General features: G+C 43.0%; 20 protein-coding genes and 1 pseudogene. 11 read left to right on the top strand and 10 right to left on the bottom strand.

Annotated elements, in window-relative coordinates; genetic code table 11:
- Window positions 1-205: 205 nt before the first annotated feature.
- The 5 genes from AM228_RS16575 to AM228_RS16555 all read right to left on the bottom strand — a co-directional run bounded on the left by AM228_RS16575 (window position 206) and on the right by AM228_RS16555 (window position 3449).
- Window positions 206-505 (bottom strand): ferredoxin, encoded by a 300-nt coding sequence (locus tag AM228_RS16575; protein WP_054467231.1) that lies wholly within the window; start codon window positions 503-505, stop codon window positions 206-208.
- Window positions 506-532: 27 nt separating this feature from the next.
- The gene (locus AM228_RS16570; protein WP_054467229.1) at window positions 533-1270 is read right to left on the bottom strand and encodes an ATP-binding protein; all 738 of its coding nucleotides are present in this window, start codon (window positions 1268-1270) and stop codon (window positions 533-535) included.
- Window positions 1271-1303: 33 nt separating this feature from the next.
- Window positions 1304-1939: a two-component sensor histidine kinase gene (locus AM228_RS16565; protein ID WP_054467227.1), complete on the bottom strand. Its 636-nt coding sequence runs from the start codon at window positions 1937-1939 to the stop codon at window positions 1304-1306.
- A gap of 369 nt (window positions 1940-2308) precedes the next feature.
- Entirely contained in the window at window positions 2309-3148 is an 840-nt protein-coding gene (locus AM228_RS16560; protein ID WP_054467250.1) for a class I SAM-dependent methyltransferase, read from the bottom strand.
- Window positions 3149-3164: 16 nt separating this feature from the next.
- On the bottom strand, window positions 3165-3449 hold the full coding sequence (locus AM228_RS16555; protein WP_054467225.1) for a hypothetical protein: 285 nt from the start codon (window positions 3447-3449) through the stop codon (window positions 3165-3167).
- Between the two features lie 288 nt (window positions 3450-3737).
- Here AM228_RS16555 and AM228_RS16550 point away from each other — a divergent pair, with 288 nt between their 5' ends.
- Window positions 3738-4346 carry a DUF3318 domain-containing protein gene (locus AM228_RS16550; RefSeq protein WP_054467222.1) on the top strand — a complete coding sequence of 203 codons (609 nt, stop codon included), beginning with the start codon at window positions 3738-3740 and terminating at the stop codon, window positions 4344-4346.
- A 206-nt stretch (window positions 4347-4552) separates the two neighbouring features.
- Here AM228_RS16550 and AM228_RS16545 read toward each other — a convergent pair whose 3' ends face one another.
- Entirely contained in the window at window positions 4553-5779 is a 1227-nt protein-coding gene (locus tag AM228_RS16545; RefSeq protein ID WP_054467221.1) for a glycosyltransferase, read from the bottom strand.
- 2249 nt (window positions 5780-8028) lie between these two features.
- Here AM228_RS16545 and AM228_RS16530 point away from each other — a divergent pair.
- The 8 genes from AM228_RS16530 to AM228_RS16500 all read left to right on the top strand — a co-directional run bounded on the left by AM228_RS16530 (window position 8029) and on the right by AM228_RS16500 (window position 16506).
- Window positions 8029-8352: a hypothetical protein gene (locus tag AM228_RS16530; RefSeq protein WP_054467218.1), complete on the top strand. Its 324-nt coding sequence runs from the start codon at window positions 8029-8031 to the stop codon at window positions 8350-8352.
- Between the two features lie 262 nt (window positions 8353-8614).
- Window positions 8615-10144, top strand: coding sequence for a photosystem II chlorophyll-binding protein CP47 (gene psbB / locus AM228_RS16525; protein ID WP_054467217.1), 1530 nt, complete (start codon window positions 8615-8617; stop codon window positions 10142-10144).
- A 138-nt stretch (window positions 10145-10282) separates the two neighbouring features.
- Window positions 10283-10378 carry a photosystem II reaction center protein T gene (locus AM228_RS29770; protein WP_072160801.1) on the top strand — a complete coding sequence of 32 codons (96 nt, stop codon included), beginning with the start codon at window positions 10283-10285 and terminating at the stop codon, window positions 10376-10378.
- 438 nt (window positions 10379-10816) lie between these two features.
- Window positions 10817-11374: a transcriptional regulator NrdR gene (gene nrdR / locus AM228_RS16520; RefSeq protein ID WP_054467216.1), complete on the top strand. Its 558-nt coding sequence runs from the start codon at window positions 10817-10819 to the stop codon at window positions 11372-11374.
- A gap of 1127 nt (window positions 11375-12501) precedes the next feature.
- Window positions 12502-13539 (top strand): 30S ribosomal protein S1, encoded by a 1038-nt coding sequence (locus tag AM228_RS16515; protein WP_054467214.1) that lies wholly within the window; start codon window positions 12502-12504, stop codon window positions 13537-13539.
- Between the two features lie 202 nt (window positions 13540-13741).
- The gene (locus AM228_RS16510) at window positions 13742-14479 is read left to right on the top strand and encodes an HAD family hydrolase (RefSeq protein ID WP_054467212.1); all 738 of its coding nucleotides are present in this window, start codon (window positions 13742-13744) and stop codon (window positions 14477-14479) included.
- A gap of 136 nt (window positions 14480-14615) precedes the next feature.
- Complete coding sequence (gene metK, locus AM228_RS16505) at window positions 14616-15869, top strand: methionine adenosyltransferase (protein WP_054467249.1); 1254 nt, start codon at window positions 14616-14618, stop codon at window positions 15867-15869.
- Between the two features lie 148 nt (window positions 15870-16017).
- Entirely contained in the window at window positions 16018-16506 is a 489-nt protein-coding gene (locus AM228_RS16500) for a DUF4278 domain-containing protein (RefSeq protein ID WP_054467210.1), read from the top strand.
- A 63-nt stretch (window positions 16507-16569) separates the two neighbouring features.
- On the opposite strand, the pseudogene AM228_RS34320 reads toward AM228_RS16500, so the two are convergent.
- Window positions 16570-16713: pseudogene (locus AM228_RS34320) on the bottom strand (hypothetical protein); the annotation flags it as partial.
- Window positions 16714-16991: 278 nt separating this feature from the next.
- On the opposite strand from AM228_RS34320, the gene AM228_RS16495 reads away from it, so the two are divergent.
- Window positions 16992-17726, top strand: a complete 735-nt coding sequence (locus tag AM228_RS16495) for a Uma2 family endonuclease (RefSeq protein WP_197285326.1) — start codon at window positions 16992-16994, stop codon at window positions 17724-17726.
- A 228-nt stretch (window positions 17727-17954) separates the two neighbouring features.
- Here AM228_RS16495 and AM228_RS16490 read toward each other — a convergent pair whose 3' ends face one another.
- Together AM228_RS16490 and AM228_RS16480 are read right to left on the bottom strand one after the other, a co-directional pair.
- Window positions 17955-18533, bottom strand: coding sequence for a Uma2 family endonuclease (locus AM228_RS16490; RefSeq protein WP_054467207.1), 579 nt, complete (start codon window positions 18531-18533; stop codon window positions 17955-17957).
- Window positions 18534-18765: 232 nt separating this feature from the next.
- Window positions 18766-19344 (bottom strand): Uma2 family endonuclease, encoded by a 579-nt coding sequence (locus AM228_RS16480; protein ID WP_054467205.1) that lies wholly within the window; start codon window positions 19342-19344, stop codon window positions 18766-18768.
- Between the two features lie 28 nt (window positions 19345-19372).
- Here AM228_RS16480 and AM228_RS36230 point away from each other — a divergent pair, with 28 nt between their 5' ends.
- Window positions 19373-19498: a hypothetical protein gene (locus AM228_RS36230; RefSeq protein WP_255353210.1), complete on the top strand. Its 126-nt coding sequence runs from the start codon at window positions 19373-19375 to the stop codon at window positions 19496-19498.
- Window positions 19499-19664: 166 nt separating this feature from the next.
- On the opposite strand, the gene AM228_RS16475 is transcribed toward AM228_RS36230, so the two are convergent.
- Window positions 19665-20015, bottom strand: a complete 351-nt coding sequence (locus AM228_RS16475) for a Rieske (2Fe-2S) protein (protein WP_054467203.1) — start codon at window positions 20013-20015, stop codon at window positions 19665-19667.
- Window positions 20016-20301 lie beyond the last annotated feature (286 nt).

The raw sequence follows: 20301 nt of genomic DNA, 5'->3' as shown, positions 1-20301 counted from the left end.
CGGTGCCTAACTATTGGCAATTGTTAATTATTTTCCCCCGCTCCCCCGCGAAGAGAGAAAAGAGAAAAGAGGATAGAGAGAAGAGAATTTTCCTCTATCCTCTTTCCTCTATCCTCTTTCCTCCTCTTCTCCCCTGCTCCCCCGCACCAGAAGCTCCTCTGCACCCCACACCCCACACCCTACACCCTACACCCCAAAAAGCTGCCTATTCCCTTGGGTGAAACTTGCGATAAAGCATCCCTTTAATCGGTTGATTTCCTTTTAAATGTCGTTCGACCACCGCTGGAACTTCTTCGGGTCTAACTTGGCAATACCAAACTTGTTCTGGTTCCACCAATACCATCGGACCATTGCCACATTGTCCCAGGCAACCCGTCCCCTCGGCGATCGCATTTTCTATAGGCATTTGTTGAAACGCTTGTAACACTTTTTCTGCCCCTTGCTTCCGACAAGTTCGATTAATACAAACCAAAACTTTTCTCTGAGATTGCTGTACGATTACCATATTTTTATCGGCGATTGATGATATCAGTTATTTTTGATTAAATTTGGCTTCTATAGATTCAATAATTTCCGTAAATTGAGCGATAGTATCGGGTAATTGATCCCAATCAAATGGTTCTAGTTGATTTGCCACCTGATTGGCATAGTTTAACAAATCCCCTAAAGGATATTTCTCTGCCCACTGGTTTAAGCGATCGGAAAATGCTTGTAATTCTCTAAATTTCATTTTTTGACATAATTCTGGCCAAATATGTGTTTGTTCTATGTCCAGTTGATCCATTAATTCCCGAAATGCTGCCTCATTGATTAATGGCACTGGTGACTGCATCATTTCAGGATTCAGGCGATCGCTGGCTCGATCTATATCTATAATAGAATTGTTTGGCTCTCGGTCAGGCTTGACGCTGGATTGAACTGGATCTAAATTTGGCTCGATCGCGATCGGCAATTTACTCTCAGCGATCGCGGAATCAAACACCCTCACATTAGGAAACTTAAACGTAAAAATAGAACCAGAATTTAACTCACTTTCGAGTTCAATGGTTCCCCCCAAAATTTCTGTAAGTCGTTTGGTAATTGCTAATCCTAAACCTGTACCACTATACTTACGTTTACTCTGTCTATTGCCTTGGGGAAAAGCATCAAAAATATGCAATTGATCTTGAGGGCTAATCCCGATTCCCGTATCTTCTATGCTCAGGGTTAAACTGACGACTTGTAAAGCAGATTGATTGATGATTTCCGAACCTGGTAAGCACTCATTCAAGGATGACTCACTCTCTGGAAAACTATGGGTTTTTTATTTGGTGCTGAGAGAAATTTTAATAAAACCCTCTTCGGTAAATTTGAGAGCATTACCGACAACATTAAAAAGTATTTGACGCGGCCGTACCTCATCAAAATAAAGGTTCTGAGGAAGCTTTTCGTCAATCTCACTAAAAAGTAACAAATTTTTTTGACTCGCGGGGTGAGAGAAAATTTGTTCAATTTCTTGAATCACCATCCTGATGTCAACGGGTTCATAACTGACATCTAGTTTCCCGGATTCAATTTTCGACAAGTCTAGGATATCATTAATCAAAGCCAGGAGCAGTTTGCCACTAGAGGCGATCGCCTCAACATAGCTTTTTGACTTATTTTCAAGTGGGCTATTTTTCAGCAATTCACAAAACCCAAGAATGGCATTCATTGGGGTGCGGAACTCATGGCTCATATTGGCAATGAAATTGCTCTTATATTGGCTGGCTATTTCCGCTTTTTCCTTAGCCAGTTCCAGTCTTTTATTAGAATCAATCAGTTCTTCAGTTCGCTGCATCACCTCCTGCTCTAAAGTCTGATTATATGCCGCTAAAAGTTTCTCTGCTTTTTGCTGTTCCCGGATTGCTGCTGCCAGTTGTTCACTGATTTGTAAATTTTTGTTAGTTCGCTGCTGCACCGCTACTTATAATAAAAATTGACGATGGAGAATTAAATACACTTAAATAGTGATTAAGCTGGTAATGAACAATTCACTTAATCTAGCTAAAAGCACAAGCAATAGGACTAAGGTTAATCCAGTGATACCCAATACCCATTGATTTGAATGATGTCTAATTTCTGGCAGTTGATTCTGAAGGTTTGCATCGTCTTGATCAGGGTTGATTTTAGCAATTAATTAAGATTTAATTGAACCAGATATCTGAGTAAAATTTGGGTGTAACATTTAGGTAAATTTACTCAGATACAGAAAAATGCAGACGAGAAGATATTCTAGAATTAGTCTAAGTTTCTAGATTGTCCAAACCCCATGAGGCAAAAATATGCTTTAAGAGACTTGAAAAGACAAAATTAAATAGCGCAAAATTCCCAACCGAGATAACCACTCAGTTGCCAAGGTGACATTTTCGCCTTTCTTGAGCTTGCCATCATGCAGGAGTTTTCTGACTATGGGATAAGTTGGCAGAGTATTTACGGTAATATCATCCTCAATTTTGCTGATAAATTGAGTGGTTTTGGCTAAATTTTGATAGTCAATCAAGCTAATATTACTGTCCACTTTTCCGTAAGTAAAGTCTATGTCAAATGGGATAAAATTGCCCATAAATTTGAGTACAGGCATAAAAGTTTCTGCTTGAACAAAGTCGCTAATCGCCAGTTGGCCACCGGGCTTAAGGACTCTTCGTGCTTCTCGGAAAAATTGCTCTCGGCTAGGAAAATGAAAAATGCACTCTACCGCTGTAACCACATCAAATGAATTATCCTCAAAGGGCAGTTCACAGGCATTGCCTTGGACAAATTGAATTTGATTGTTATTTTGCGGTTGTACTTGTTCTCGGGCGCGTTCGAGTTGACGTTCGTCGATATTTAATCCGACTAATTCCAGATCAGAAAAGCGTTCATTTAGGCTGGCGATAGTGCCGCCAAATCCACAACCACAGTCAAGAATTCGCTTTCCATTGCCGACTTTTCCGGCATCACAAACCCGACGAGACAGACGTTCTGCGGCTTTGGCAAAGTCGGAGATCGAACCATCGGCAGCAGCGGGATAATCCCAATATCCCCAGTGAACATGACGGCCAAATGCTTCTAATGCCTCTGGGTTTTGTTTGCCAAATTCTTCAAACAGGAGATCGAAATAAGGAAGATTAATATTTGGGTTGGCCATAATGTTGCTCCTTAATTTAAACCAAATCATCTGGATGATCTATGGGATTATCTGCAACTTCCCGATCGCCCAAATTAGACGGGGGGCGATCGCTACTCCAAGCCCACCAAGCGCAGCCACATTTACACTGATAAAACTCCTGCCACTTGCGGCGATTTTCTGGGGTATAAACGGGCGATCGCCGGTTAATCCAAACTTGGGTGGCTTCCAAAGAACTAGCGTAGCAAGTCGGACAACAAAACTGATAAGCGTGAACAGCCTCTTTCGTCCATTCGGGAGGAATTGGCGCAAAAGCATCCATAGGTGACAATACTATAGGTGACAATTAGGTGACAATATTAAAGTTAATGATTTGGCATCACAGGGGTGGCTTTTGAATTTAGCCTTTTTGATCAAATCAAAAGTCGCCACGGATTTTCTGGGGTGGCGATCGCTGCAAAGCCTGCGGAAAAGCAGAGAAATCAAATAGCCCCCGGCTTTAGCATTCGGTGAATGCCGCAGTGGATTTAAGCGGTCTACAATACCCAGGTTACAAGTTATCGTATTTTATTTTCAGAGATATTGCCCAAAGTCTGAGAATTAACTCATTATGGATCCAGCGATTGAAACTTACCGCTTACTCGATATCATGCCTGCCAGCGGACGGATGCTGACAAAAATTCAAAGCCAGCCCCAACAACCCACGGTAATTTCGAGTCCATTTCCCAAACCTTGGGATAAACCCAGATTGATTTTAGTTAATTTTGACCTTTGGGCGCGATTATCTCAAAGTCAGCGAGATTTATTAATGTTAAGAACCGTTTGTTGGCAGTTGAATATCCAATGGTTCAAAATCGATATTTATCAAGGATTAGTGGCAGCCGGGGTCTTAGGAACTTTGTTAGAAATGGTGCAAGTGGATGCCGTCGGTATCGTCATTGCCGGGAGTCTAACCGGACTAGCTGTTTCTCAAATTTGGCGCAATCAACGCAGTTCCCAATCGGAGTTATTGGCCGATGAAGCAGCACTTCAAGTCGCCCAACGGCGGGGCTACAGCGAAGCCGAAGCCGCCCAATATTTGCTTGAATCAATTCAAATAGTGGCCAAAATTGAAGGGCGACCCAGCTTAAGTTTTACCGAACTGATTCGCTGTCAAAATTTACGGGCGATCGCTGGTCTTTCGGCTTTCAGTGTTCCCGAAGGAGAAATTCGTGAATAGTTTTTATTTGTTGATTGTTGTTGGTTGATTGTTGTTGGGTAGGGATTATTTTGTTGTTTGTTGTTTATTTTTTGTTGTTTTTTATTACTTTTCGCCATTTGCCAAAAATCAACAATCAACAATCAACACTCAACACTCAAAGAATCCCTACCCAACAAACAACAATCAACAATCAAAGAATCTTTACCCAACAATCAAAAACCAATTTATCGATCTACTTCTGTCACTCGCCAACTAAGTTTCAGGTTTAGCCAGAAATTCCAAAGCGTGACAATTGCGATCGCAATAAAATTCGCCACATAGCGACCTGCGCGAAACGAATTAAACCCTAACAAATTAAACATCACATTCAACAACACAATATTTAATCCGACTCCTCCTAAGCAGACCAAATTAAACTTCAAAAACCGCTTAAATCGCTTCTTCCAACCCCGTTGATGAATGGACATATCGGCAAAAGTCCAGGCATCATTCCACAAAAAATTATTCACAATTGCCGCTTCCGCCGCAATAATTTTACTGCGAGTCAATCCCCAGGCCAAAGTAGTCGGGTCACTTAATAAATAAAGCACCGCCATATCCACAAACACCCCAGAAAAACCCACAATGCCAAACCGCAAAAAACGGCCAATCCGCCATAAATCTAACCGTAAACGCACCAAGTGGCGCAAATAATCGACATACTGTTTCCATGTCACCTTACTTTCGCCCTCTAAGCGTTCTTGAAACACATAGCCCACTTCTGCCACTTTGCCGATATCTCCCCGTCCCAGGGTTTCAATCAAAATTTTGTAACCCAGAGGATTCATGGTTTTACCAACCAGGGCTTGGCGACGCACCATAAAATAACCACTCATGGGGTCAGAAACCCGCCCCACCACTCCGGGCAAAATAATTAACCCTAATGTCTGAGCTCCTCGTGATAAAAAACGGCGAATCAAACTCCAATCACTCACCCCACCCCCTTCTACATGGCGAGAAGCCACCACCAAATCCACATCAGCTTGTTCTTTGATAATGGCCAACATTTGTAATAACACTTCTGGAGGATGTTGCAAATCCGCATCAATTACGCCAAAAATTTCTCCATTTGCTACTTGCCAACCGCGAATCACCGCCGTAGAAAGTCCCCGTTCATCTCGCCGACGCATGACTCGTAATTGAGGATATTCTCCCATGATAGATTGGGCAATTTCCCAGGTTTTATCTGGACTATTATCATCCACCACAATTAACTCATATTGGCCAGGAATGACTGAATTTAATAACCGGGTTATTTGTTCTACAATTGCCGGAATATTTTTCGCTTCCTTGTAAGTTGGCAGCACTAAAGATAATAATAATTGACTTTCATTTGCTCTTGTATTGTGTGACAAAATCTGTAATGAACTAGAGGGAACATCAAGAAGTGAATTGGTTTGCTGTTTATTCATTTTAATTCCTTAGACGTTTTTGGTAGAATTAAGTAAATTGTCGTTGGTATAAAGGCAATCAAGCCATCAACACCCAGTAAAAAATCAGAGCTTCCCTTCAATGTGAACAAATAATAAGTATAACTACTCAGGCAAAAAATTAAGCTAGTATTCACAAATCGTTGCACATCGGAATCTTTGATCGGAAAAACCAGGAATGCGATCGGAATCAGAATTGTAACGTACCAGGATGGATTCCCGGGTGTGGCAAACAAGAAAAGGAGTAAAGATGTCCATCCTATCGTTAATATTAGATGAATCTCTGAATCGCTTTTTTTTCTAATTCCCCAATACATTCCGTACAAAGTTGCAGCATAGTATAAAATATAGGCCATATAACTTATCCATTTAGATAATAGATAAACTCGATATGCGTATTCTCCACTCAAAAAGCTTGGAAGGATATTGGTAATATTCCTAAATATAGTTATCAAAAATATGTGTAAGGATCTATTCGTTCTGAACGAAACACCAGGGTTAGTTAAGCTTGACCAGGCATCTAAAGACCCCAGACAGACAAAACTTACAATACAAATGACAGCGATCGAGGCCAGGAAAGAGAGTATAAGAGTATTGTATTTTTTCTTACTACTTAAATAGAAGAACATTAGGGGCATCCAAATAATTGGTATAGTTTTAGTGAGAATACCCACCCAAATTAGCATAACTGATAGAAACAAATACTGAAAATTAATGCTAAGGATAAGTAGAATCAAAGACCTACACAGAAAAACATCAATGTGAGCCTGACTCACTTGTTCAAAAAGTAATATAGGATTGACCAAATAAGCAATTACTATAATTTTTTTCAAATAATCCTCTTTCAGTAAATTCCATATCAATCAAGCGTTAAGCACATGAAATATCAAACATAAAAACTTAAATATATATATTCCTAAACTAATATTAATGGTTGTGAATAAGGCTGATATGACAAATAAAAATTGAGAAATTGGGTCGTAAGTCGAGGTTTGAAGCCAGGAAAAATATGGAGATACTTGAGAGTAAAAGTCTCCGGCAGGAACAATGTATGGATTGATTCCATTCAAAATCATTAAACCTGAATGTAGATATGTATATATATCGGTCTTAGTATTTGGGTAAGAGATAAATGCAAGCAGCAAAAATATGGAAGAAGGAGCGATCGCTTGGACGAACTTGACCCTAGATCCTATTGTCGAGTCTTGTTGATCATTGAGTTTTGCCTTTCGCAACCATATTAAGTAGAGTATATTCAAAGCTATATACTCAGCACCGATCCTGAGATCGTTATAAGTCAATCTGGCATCACTAACCCCAACCTCTAAGCGATATTGCTTAAGCAACAATTCTGCACAGAGAATAAAGCAAAATACCAGACTAATAAATTCGATTTTTATGCGTTTAAACATACATTCCCTTAATTACTAAGTTTAGTAGCAACAGAATCAATCGCTAACCAGCGCAATTAACTCACTCATATTGGCCGGAAATCACTGAATTTAATAACCGGGTTAGTTGTTCTACAATTGCCAGAATATTTTTGGCTTCCTTGTAATTTGGCAGCAGACAATAGTAATTGAATTTCACCGTAAATGAGATTTATCGGAAATATTGTTAATGAACCTGTTGGAACATTAATGGCCGATATATTGAACTTTTGATTCATTATTTTTTCCTGTAAATAAAAACATTTTTTGGTGCTGCAATTATCAGCGATTACTAAAACATTTAATTAATATAAATAAAAAAATAAAAAATATTACTAATTAGTCAAACAGCTAATCTTACTGAATTAGGCAAAAATTAACTTTTGTTAATTAAAATTTTTAGAAAAAAAAGCGATATACACCAAAAAACCATTATATCTGATTTTAGCAAAAGCAGAGCGATATGTTAGATTATGACAAAAGATTAAGTCATAGAATTGAAACAAATAAGTAGGTGTCAAAGGTTTTAAATGATGTTCAACTACTTACTCAAGTATCTGGTAACTTGATCTGGTAACTTGATCTGGTAATTTTTGTCACCGTATTTTTGGTTTTTTCTCCTTGATGTGTGCAGCTTTTTGGCTCAAAGGCAACCCTGGAAAGCATAGGATCTAGTCAGATTAAATCTGGGCAAAGCTTGGCGGCCAGAGAAAAATTGTGTATTTTTTGCTACATTGGCCTCAACTCAGGCCAGCCAAGTTGATCTATATGTCTATATGTCATTCACATGGATAGGGAACCGTGAAATATTTTTTCTTAACCGAAGGTTGGACTGTTGGACGGGTCTGGGGAGTTGGCGGACTATGGAACGCTTTAGCTTGGCGGCGCGAACCAGAAATTGAGAAAATGAATCTGGCGATTATCGAGCAAGGGGAGAAGATGTGGCTTTACCGGGTAGAAGACGCTGTATTGATGCTCGAAGTTAAACCGCTCCCTGAGTTGGTTCCCAAAGAAAGTAGTATCGGCCAAGTGCTGATTAAACGGTTAATGAACTCAGATCAAGTGATCGAGTGGCTGTGTACTTTACAAGCCACTTGTGAAATAGGTCGAGATCGGCGCAGATAACCCGGATGGGCTAAATTGGGGCATCTAGGATCCGGCAAATCGCCAATTAATCTAAATTGACTATCTCAGAGTGCTTGCAATTGTTTCCCACAATCGATACACTTCTTTAAATGCCGATCATATTTGATGGAAGGCAGCCGTTAACCTTCCCTAACCGATCAGCAGGAGATTAGCCGCTCTTGCTAGTAGGCTTAGGAAATATTAATAAAAAGCTGAAAAAGCGTAAAAGTAAAAATCTCACATTGAGGAGGAAACGGAGTCAATGGGACTACCGTGGTATCGAGTACATACAGTCGTGCTGAATGATCCAGGCCGTCTGATTGCTGTACACCTGATGCATACTGCCCTTGTGGCAGGCTGGGCTGGCTCTATGGCCCTCTATGAACTCGCCATTTTCGATCCAAGCGATCCCGTTCTCAACCCCATGTGGCGACAAGGTATGTTTGTCATGCCCTTCATGGCTCGTTTGGGGGTCACTGATTCCTGGCGGGGTTGGAGCATTACCGGAGAATCCGTCTCCGATGTTGGTCTGTGGAGCTTTGAAGGTGTTGCCGGTGCTCACATTGTGCTGTCTGGCTTGCTGTTCTTAGCCGCAGTTTGGCACTGGGTTTACTGGGATTTGGAACTTTTCACCGATCCGAGAACTGGTGAACCTGCCTTAGACTTGCCAAAAATGTTTGGCATTCACTTGTTCTTATCTGGTCTGCTTTGCTTTGGCTTCGGTGCTTTCCACCTGACTGGTCTGTTCGGGCCAGGAATGTGGATTTCTGACCCTTATGGTTTGACAGGTCATGTCCAACCTGTGGCTCCAGAGTGGGGACCCGATGGCTTTAACCCCTTCAATCCCGGTGGGATCGTGGCTCACCACATCGCTGCGGGTATTGTGGGAATTATCGCCGGAATTTTCCACTTAACGGTTCGTCCCCCAGAAAGACTTTACAAAGCCCTGCGGATGGGGAACATTGAAACGGTTCTCTCTAGCAGTATTGCCGCTGTATTTTTCGCAGCTTTCGTCGTCGCTGGAACCATGTGGTATGGCTCCGCTGCTACCCCAGTCGAACTGTTTGGACCGACCCGTTATCAGTGGGATAGTGGCTATTATCAGCAAGAAATTCAGCGTCGCGTGCAAGCGAGTTTGGCCGAAGGTAAGAGCCAATCTGAAGCCTGGGCTGCAATTCCCGAAAAACTGGCTTTTTATGACTATATCGGCAATAACCCTGCCAAGGGTGGTTTGTTCCGGGTAGGCCCGATGAACAATGGTGATGGACTAGCTCAAGGTTGGCTAGGTCATCCTGCGTTCACGGATAATGAAGGTCGCGAGTTGTTCGTGCGCCGTCTGCCCAACTTCTTTGAAACTTTCCCAGTGGTCTTAGTGGACGCTGATGGCATTGTGCGGGCTGATATTCCTTTCCGCCGTGCAGAATCTAAGTATAGCTTTGAGCAAACCGGCGTGAAAGTTTCTTTCTATGGTGGTGAGTTGGATGGTCAAACATTTACCGATCCAGCCGTAGTGAAACAGTACGCTCGTAAGGCTCAATTGGGCGAACCTTTTGAGTTTGACCGAGAAACTCTCGGTTCTGATGGGGTGTTCCGTACCAGCACTCGCGGTTGGTTTACTTTTGGACACGCCTGTTTTGCTCTGTTGTTCTTCTTCGGTCACATCTGGCATGGTTCTCGGACTATTTTCCGGGATGTGTTTGCCGGTGTGGAAGCAGATTTGGAAGAGCAAGTGGAGTGGGGTCTGTTTGCCAAAGTTGGTGACAAGACCACGCGGACTCAGCCAAAAGCTTAATTGTTCTTTATGGGCTGATGATTTTTTGGGAAAAAGGTCTGACAAGCATTCTATTCTGCGTGTTTAGAGTTTGTTAGACCTTTTTCATACATTCTTGGTAAACTAATGTAAAAGCAATTATTGGGAAGTTTTGACATTATGCAAAGCGTCGCTTACATCTTAATGCTGACTTTGGCTCTGGGAGTTCTGTTTTTTGCGATCGCCTTTCGTGAGCCTCCAAGAATCGAAAAGTAGTCACAGGTAAAACCTTGAGTGCTTTTTTGACTGAGCCACCCCCATATTAACTCGCTTTCAGGCGATCGCAGATGCCTGAGCCTGCGGGTCGGAGGTTGGCTCAGAATTTTTTGTTTAATTGATTAGCCAAAAAACTGGCGATTTCCAGCCTTTGTAACTGTTTTGTTGATCCTTTTTGATGTTGAGAAGGATAGAACCTGAAAAAATATTTCCCGATCGCACCAAAAAATATGCGTTTTTTTGCCTAAAATAATTTCTAACACGAATTGCTAAAAGCAAAAATCACTCATCAGAGAGCAAAACCCTCAAAACCTCACCGCCTGCCAGCGATCGCTCCAGGCAACGGTTATCTCCTCCCAGGAGCGATCGGCAAATCACTCAGCAACCAATCCATCATGGATTCCACACTCAGCCCGTTTTGACCAGAGGACAAAAATTATGCGCTGTCCATTTTGTCAACATACAGACAGTCGGGTTCTAGAATCACGAGCCGCAGAATCTTGTCAAAGTATCCGCCGACGGCGAGAATGTCTAGAGTGCAAACGTCGTTTTACCACTTATGAAAGAATTGAATTTGTACCCGTGACAGTGATCAAAAGAAATGGCTATCGGGAGTCTTTCGATCGCTCTAAGTTATTACGGGGTATTGTTCGGGCTTGCGAAAAAACTGGTGTCGGTGCGGCCAAGATTGAAGCTCTCGTCGATGATATTGAAGCACAACTTCAACAAGCGGTGATGAGAGAAGTCAGTAGCAGTGAAATTGGTGAGATCGTTCTGGCTCAATTAGCACAACTCAATGAGGTCGCTTATGTCCGATTTGCCTCAGTTTATAGAAAATTTCAAGGTATTCGGGATTTTATCGAGACCTTAAATCATCTCCAGAGGCAGCAAGATAGCTCTGAGACACTGACTCAACCCCCACAGACAAATTCAGATGTCCTAGATGCCCTAGATGTCCTGCCTTGTGAGGACGATCTGACCCTCAATTCCCGATAATTTCTCCGATCCTTAACCAGCCTCGATCTTCATTACGGCCGATCTGCCAATGGTTAGAACCAGAGGTCAGCAATGAAAGGTGGTTTAGGTGGTTGCCGATCGCCATTTTTTTCGCCTATACTCAGGGATGTCTTTCCAGGTTATAATATCTAATCTGGGTGAAAATCTATCAAGTCAAAGACTAGACTTCAAGCCTGATGCAACTACTGCAAGGGCATAGATCCCCAGCCTTTGACTTGCTCCACTGAAATTTCAGAGAGCAGATTCTCTCCATAGACCCCCCATTCCGATGGCATATAGTCCAAGCATTTTTAATTTGGCTTTGCCACCGCCTGGGTATGAGCAAAAAAAATTTCTAGCAACCGAATTCGGATGCTAGAATTAATGCGCTTTAGCAGCATACAGCTAGATAACTTGATTCATCGAGCATAGAAACCCTGGGTTCTCGCTCTGCTTGGCTCACACCAATTAATGATTTCTGTGAGCAAAGATTCAGATTGTCTGTGTTCCCTGACCAAATCTAAGGGGATGGATCCCACTGGTCAGCCTCCTGGTGTACATTCAGCCAAATCCTGAGTTAAGGAAAGCGATCGCTTCTGAAAAAGCGCAGGGATAAAACAATTGCTGGAACCGAAGTCTGATAATCAACTTCTTATTCAGGTTAATTACTAACAAGTCTGTCTATTTTTTTGGAAAAGTTTATTTCCAGAAAAAGTGGATAGGCTTGAACACAGCATCAGGACAACATAAGATAGGCTTTCTAGTGGCTGTGTTCGACATTCCAGTAAAAGTAACTATAGGCGAATAGGGCGAATTTTAGGAACCGAAGCTCGGCTCATAAATAAAATTCACCAAGAATATAGAAGCCAAAAACCTAATCGCTTTCGATTAGGATCTAGGTAAAAAGCAAACAGTAGCAACTGTTTTGTCTTTTTACTTGAAGTATTGATGCAAGATAGCCACTCCTGAAATAATGTCTAGGAAACGCTCCTATTGATTTGATTCTAGTCAGAATTGAGTCGATGCGTGAGCCGGTATAACCAAAATTCCCAGTTCATTTTGGGATTGTCCAAACATCAATCAACAAAACGCACAATTAATACGGAGAACATTCTAAAAAAAATCCCATGGTCAATCAGAATACAATTGCCAGAAATATTGGCTTTACTCACGAAGATTTTGCGGCTCTGCTGGATAAGTATGACTATCACTTTAGCCCTGGCGATACAGTGGCCGGTACAGTGTTTAGTCTGGAGCCGAGGGGCGCTCTGATTGACATCGGTGCTAAAACTGCTGCTTATATTCCGATTCAAGAGATGTCAATCAATCGGGTTGACTCTCCCGAAGAAGTTTTGCAGTCTAATGAAACTCGTGAATTTTTTATTCTCACCGATGAAAACGAAGATGGCCAGTTAACCCTGAGCATCCGACGCATTGAATATATGCGGGCTTGGGAGCGGGTGCGGCAACTCCAAGCAGAAGATGCTACGGTGCGATCGCAAGTTTTTGCCACAAATCGAGGTGGGGCGCTGGTTCGCATTGAAGGCTTGCGGGGCTTTATTCCCGGTTCCCACATTAGTACCCGGACTCCCAAAGAAGACCTGGTAGGACAAGAATTGCCCTTGAAATTCTTAGAAGTGGATGAAGACCGCAATCGTCTGGTTCTCAGCCACAGACGGGCATTGGTTGAGCGCAAGATGAACCGCTTAGAAGTCGGGGAAGTCGTGGTGGGCACCGTTCGAGGCATCAAGCCTTATGGTGCGTTCATTGATATCGGTGGTGTCAGCGGTCTGCTCCACATTTCAGAAATTTCCCACGACCATATTGATACTCCCCATAGTGTGTTCAATGTCAATGATGAAGTCAAGGTGATGATCATTGATCTAGATGCCGAACGGGGTCGGATTTCTCTGTCAACCAAGCAACTGGAACCGGAAGCCGGTGATATGGTGAAAAACCGTCAGCTTGTTTATGACAAGGCCGAAGAAATGGCGGCTAAGTTCCGCGAACAAATGATGGCGGCTCAACAAGGTCAACAGCCAGAGGCATCACAGCCCAGTGCGGCTTCATCAGTGACGGTAGCTCCTGAAGCGATTTCTGTCCCTGATGCGGTGGAAACTGCCGAAACTACAGCGATCGAGGAATTTCCCTCCGCCGAAGAGTAGAAATCAATCCGACGACCATTTGCAGCCAATAATCGTCCCTTGGGACGATTATCAAGTGGCCTGCAAAAAGAGGGAATTTCCCTCTTTTTTTGTTTCAGGTGTAGGGGTCAACGGCCGTTGACCCCTCCGACGGTTAATCAGATATTTGATCCCAAATCCGATTTTTTTAGCATGATGATTATGCTGATAGGAGTTGAAAGCTTTGACCATCATTCAGTGTCGGGATGTCAAGTTTGAGCAAATTCAAGCAGTTATTTTTGATAAAGATGGCACCCTGGTAGATGCGGCTAGTTTTTGGCGGAGTCTGGGATATAAGCGATCGCGCTTAATCGATGCCCAAATTCCGGGTGTGGGCGATCCCTTGTTGATGGCGTTTGGCATCCAAGACGATCGCCTCGATCCTGATGGCTTGATGGCTGTCGGTAGCCGAAGGGACAATGAAATTGCGGCAGCGGCTTATATTGCCGAAACAGGTCGAGGCTGGCTAGAATCTTTGAAGATTGCGCGTCAGGCTTTTGCGGAAGCGGATCAAATGTTCGCAAAAGATGCCCAGCCTCCTTTGTTTGTCGGCTGTTTGGAACTTCTAAAGTTACTCGCAGAGGCTGGGTTGAAGTTGGGCATTCTTTCAGCGGACACAACGCAACGGGTGCAACAGTTTGTGTCCCATTACCAGTTAAGTCCATATATCCAGCTATCAATGGGAGTGGATGCGAATCTGAGTAAACCAGATCCCGCTTTGTTTCTCAAAGCCTGTGAAGCTTTGGGGGTGGCACCGTCTAGAATTTTAATGGTGGGCGATTCGCCCTTGGACATGGAAATGGCCAAGCAGGCCGGAGCCGCTGGTTGTATTGGGATTTGTCAAGGTTCACGGGCAGGAAAAGACTTGCAAGACGCAGATGTGACGATTGCTCAACTCGATCAAATTCAAGTCATCTGCTAAATCTATATCCTTCATAAGGAAGATATAGACATCGATCAGTGAAAGCTTAATAATTGAGCAATCCTACTTAGGGGATATTTGGTTAATCGGTCAATTGCTTTTTGGCTACTTATTATATAGTTTGGAGGATTTATCCTTGTCTCGTAGATATCTTTTTACCTCGGAATCAGTGACGGAAGGTCATCCTGATAAAATTTGTGACCAGATTTCCGATACGATTCTTGATGCTTTGTTGACACAAGATCCGAAAAGCCGTGTGGCGGCGGAAGTGGTGGTGAATACGGGCTTGGTGTTGATTACTGGGGAAATTACCAGTAAGGCTCAAGTCAATTATGTGGATCTGGCTCGGAAAAAAATCGCCGAAATTGGTTATACTGATGCGGACAATGGTTTTTCCGCGAATAGCTGTTCGGTGTTAGTCGCTCTGGATGAACAATCCGCTGATATTGCCCAAGGGGTTGACTCGGCGGCGGAAACCCGCGAACAAAAAAGCGAGGAAGAGTTGGATGCGATCGGGGCCGGAGATCAGGGTTTGATGTTTGGCTATGCCTGCAATGAAACCCCGGAACTGATGCCGATGCCCATTTCCCTGGCCCATCGGATTTCCCGGCAGTTGGCCAAGATGCGGAAAACCGGAGAATTGCCTTACCTGCGTCCCGATGGCAAAACTCAGGTGACGGTGATTTATGAGGATGGTAAGCCCGTTGGAATTGATACGATTTTGATTTCGACCCAGCATACGGCGACGATTGGCGATTTGACCGATAATACAGCGGTGCAGGCGAAGATTAAAGCAGACCTTTGGTCAGCGGTGGTGCAACCTGCGTTTGCGGATATTGATATTAAACCGGATGCCGAGACGAAGTTTCTGGTGAACCCCACGGGTAAGTTTGTGATTGGTGGACCCCAAGGGGATTCGGGGCTGACAGGTCGTAAAATTATTATTGATACTTATGGTGGCTATTCCCGTCATGGTGGGGGCGCTTTTTCCGGGAAAGACCCCACGAAGGTAGACCGCAGTGCGGCTTATGCTTGCCGATATGTGGCGAAAAATATTGTGGCCGCTGGTTTGGCGGATAAGTGCGAGGTGCAATTAAGTTATGCGATCGGGGTGGCAAAACCGATGAGCATGATGATTGAGACTTTTGGCACCGCTAAGGTGGATGAGGATAAGTTGTTGGAAGTGGTGAAACAGCATTTTGAACTGCGTCCAGCGGGGATTATTCAGACGTTTAATTTGCAGTATTTGCCCGTTGAATGTGGTGGGCGCTTTTTCCAAGATGTGGCAGCTTATGGTCACGTCGGACGGACTGATTTAGATTTGCCGTGGGAAAAAACTGATAAGGTTGATTTGTTGAAAGAATCGCTCTGTTTGGCGATGGTTAGTTAAGTTTGTCTGCGGCGGGCTTTTTTGCCTGCCCGGATGTTTTTTGGGGCGATCGCCTTTATTCTTGGTTTTTCTGGTTTGCTGAGGGCAAAAGGTAAAATCAGGGACAGCGATCGCCCAGTCCCAATTTATTTTTTAAGAGGCGATCGCTATGGCTTGGTATTTTATAATTCCACTAGGACTTGCCTTAGTTGTTTACTATATTTTGAAGCACGCAACGGACGAAATTGCCTATATCGCTACGGCAATTTTAGTGGTGAGTTTAATTGTTAGTTTAGTTATCGCACCTTGGCAGTTTCAATTTTTATTGTTACTTCTAGTTCTACTGAGTAATATTCGGATTTGGCAGAAAACCGAGGAGCTTGAGGATGATTTATCCCCAGCAGACCCCAAAATTAATATGAGTTATCGGGGGATTAATTATGAAGTGCAGCCGAAAAATGCTATCGCAGCTAATGAAGAGGTGAAGAAAGCCGAAATGATTATCGGCAAATATCGCGGTCAAGTGTTAAAAACCCATTCCCCTCAGCATACTCAAGTACAGAGTGAAACCACTAGGAATTTTGAGATTCAGTACCGAGGAATTAAGGTAAAACCTCAGCCATCTTCCCTGACTGAGGTGACAGAAAGTACCCGGTAAAATAGATCAAATAAAATATCAAATAAATATTCGATTGACCTAGGAGCGATCGCCCCTGATGCTCTATTTAGAAACAGCCCAAGAACGCACTTCTCCTAATGTGACTGGAGTGCGATCGCTCACATCAATCGTAAAGAAAAAAACCCGCTTTGCTCGCAAACCATTTTCGGGGTCAAAGAACTTTAATTTCACATCCCAGCATTCCGAGCGTCACGTCTAATGTTCGCTCAAAATGCTTTTAATACGCGGATATCCTGTGCGATCGCAGAGCAGAGACGGGGAAAATCAGTCCAGGAAAATCAGTCCGGGAATATCAGTCCGAGAATATCATTGGGATCCGGCATAGAGATCCGGCATAATTTCTAACCAAAAGCGATAAAATTGAACCTAGAGAATAAACATAAGAGAACAAAAATAGGGGAATAAAGATGAGTTCAATTACCCAAACTGTACAACAATCAGCCACAGTTCAGGAACCCTCCCCAATGGTACATGGGACTCCCCCTTTACCCGACCATACCCAATTACCAGATCAAAACGGAGATTTTGTGAAAAATTACCAAGAACCTCCCCAGGGTGATCTCTTAACCGACTCTATTACTCCTCTTTTAGAGCAATTACATCCCGATGGTAACTATTGTATTGGTCGAGATTGTGGTATTTATTGGCGATTACCAGAGCCGCCAGAATCTCCAGAAAAGGGGGCTATTGCTCCCGATTGGTTCTATGTTCCCCATGTCCCTCCTACCATTGATGGTCAAGTTCGCCGTTCCTTTGTTATGTGGAAGGAAACCATCGAGCCTGTCATTGCCTTAGAATTTGTCTCTGGTAATGGCGAAGAAGAACGGGATAAAACTCCTATTAAGGGTAAATTTTGGGTATATGAAAGAGCCATTCAAATTCCTTTTTATGGAATTTATGAGGTCAATAAAGCCCAGATCGAGATGTATCACTTAGTCAATGGTCGCTATCAAAAAATGACTCCTAATAGCCGTGGTCATTATCCCATTGAACCCTTAAAGGTAGAGTTAGGGATTTGGCAGGGAGAATACCAAAACCAACTGTTTCCCTGGCTGCGGTGGTGGGACGCTGACGGTGACATATTGTTAACCAGTCAGGAATCCACTCAGCAGGAACGACAACGAGCCGAGCAGGAAAGACAAAGAGCGAATCGCCTTGCTGCCCAATTACGGGCTTTAGGGGTAGAACCGGAAGTTTAGCAATTTTGTATTTTTGTAGTATTTTTGTAGGGTGGGCAGCATTTGACAATTTATGATCCAAACCAATAAATTTTCATAGCTGCCCACCATTAATTATGTAGGAGGTGGGCAGCTATAAAAATGGTCTTCTTAAATTAAGCGCGATCGCCGCTGCCCACCCTACAATTACTTTAGGAGTAGATCCCGAAGAGTAGCAGGGTATCATACCAAATTACTGAAGAATTGATTTCAAAAAACCGGCAATTCTAGCGTAAATTCCGGTAAGATATTTTCCCCAGATAAAGTGGTGGGCAGTTTAACGATTTCTCTGGGTTGATTTGGTCGATAAATTTCTACTTGTTGGTTTTGTGGGTCGATTAACCACCCTAATTGTAAACCACTATTGAGATATTCCTGCATTTTTTCTTGCCGTTGGTTTAATGAGTCAGTCCGCGACCTTAATTCTATGACAAAATCAGGACAAATTGGCACAAATTTTTCTTGTTGTTCCAGGGTGAGGGCTGACCAGCGAGAGTTGGCAACCCAAGCCACATCCGGGGAGCGTTTACCCCCATTGGGTAAGATGAAAATTGTGGATGAACTAAACACTTTTCCGAGTTGTGTTTGACGGTTCCACAGCCAAAGAAACCCGTTTAAATCCGATTCTCGGTTCCCGCTAATTCCTCCAACTGGGGGCATGATGATTAATTCTCCTTGGGCAGTTTGTTCTAGTCGCCAATTTTCATTGATTTGGCAGAGTTGATAAAATTGCTCGTCGCTTAGGTTGACGGTTTTTAGGTTTAAAATAATCGGTTCTGAGGTAATCATTTTTGATTGGGCTAATTTTTGATAATTTGTGTTTATTAGACAATTCTCGATTTCATACCGGATCGATCCCCCCAACCGCCCTTAAAAAGGGGCGCTTTTGAGAATAATTTTGCATTTTTGTTTATTTTAGCGTTTATAAGACGGAAGTAGGCGATCGCGTATATCAGTTTATAAGATGCATCTTTTATCTGTAATGGCTTTGGCATTCCGGCTACATTTTTTTGATTTATGCTCAAAAAACCGGCAATTCTAAAGTAAATTCCGGTAAGATATTTTCCCCAGATAAAGTGGTGGGCAGTTTAACGATTTCTCTGGGTTGATTTGGTCGGTAAATTTCTACTTGTTGGTTTTGCGGGTCGATTAACCAACCTAATTGTAAACCACTATTGAGATATTCCTGCATTTTTTCTTGCCGTTGGTTTAATGAGTCAGTCTGCGACCTTAATTCTATGACAAAATCAGGACAAATTGGCACAAATTTTTCTTGTTGTTCCACGGTAAGGGCTGACCAGCGAGAGTTGGCAACCCAAGCCACATCCGGGGAGCGTTTACCCCCATTGGGTAAGATGAAAATTGTGGATGAACTAAACACTTTTCCGAGTTGTGTTTGACGGTTCCACAGCCAAAGAAACCCGTTTAAATCCGATTCTCGGTTCCCGCTAATTCCTCCAACTGGGGGCATGATGATTAATTCTCCTTGGGCAGTTTGTTCTAGTCGCCAATTTTCATTGATTTGGCAGAGTTGATAAAATTGCTCGTCGCTTAGGTTGACGGTTTTTAGGTTTAAAATAATCGGTTCTGAGGTAATCATTTTTGATTGGGTTAATTTTTGATATTTTTTGATAACTTATGTTTATTTTATCTTTTATAAGACGGAAGTAGGCGATCGCGCTTCGGCGTTGCGGATGCAATATCGCGCCTTGGAGGTTAGAATATGCGTCTTTTATATCGTCTTTTATCTGTAAGGGCTTTCGCATACTCTTCGAGAAGGCTTTCAGCCTACGGGTAAAAATTTTGGGCTTTTTGCTCATAAATCCTTTGCCCGAATGCGAAAGCCCCTACCCGTCGATCGCGAAATATGAGATGTTTCCGAATCAATGAATCAATGATTGGGCAGTAGAAGCCAGAAATTTATTCGACATCAACCCAAATACTGCCGTCTTCTATACGAGTGGGAAAAACCGGCAGGGTTTTTTCTGCGGAAACCATTGCCATGACTTTGCCTACGACCGGGGGAAAGGGTGTCCAGTCTTTGACTTCGCCGCTGCAAAGGTCAAAGGCACTGCGGTGCCAAGGACAGACGATCGCACCATCAGTGATTTTGCCTTTGTTCATGGGCAATTTTAAATGAGGACATTGATTGGCGATCGCATAGACTTGACCCTCATGGTTAAGCAGCAGAATTTTGCGTTGGGCAACTTCTACCACTTGTCGTCCTCCGGTCTTTAGGGCATCTTCAGCCAAAGCTTTTAACCAAGCCATCACGATCTCCTTTACTCTAGGAAAATTTCAGTTTAGTTGCGATCGCAGGGATTTACAAGTTCCAATGAATCCCCAGGACTCATTGGAAAACCGGCTATTTCGGGGATTTAGCCTAGGGAGGCGATCGGTTGGGAGTCAGATTTTTTGCCCAGGGGAAAAATTTTTTTCAACTTTTGCCAAATTTCCGGATTAGGGCAGAGTAGAGTCGAAATCTTATATATAAATGCACCCTGATGGCTCCCCCCTAGGTTTCCCCTGGGGGGTTTTTTTGCCCAGGGGAAAAATT

It is taken from the genome of Planktothricoides sp. SR001, from assembly GCF_001276715.1.
GTDB lineage: Bacteria > Cyanobacteriota > Cyanobacteriia > Cyanobacteriales > Laspinemataceae > Planktothricoides > Planktothricoides raciborskii.
The sequence above is the reverse complement of the archived record's forward strand: the minus strand, read 5'-3'. Positions and strand labels throughout refer to the sequence as shown.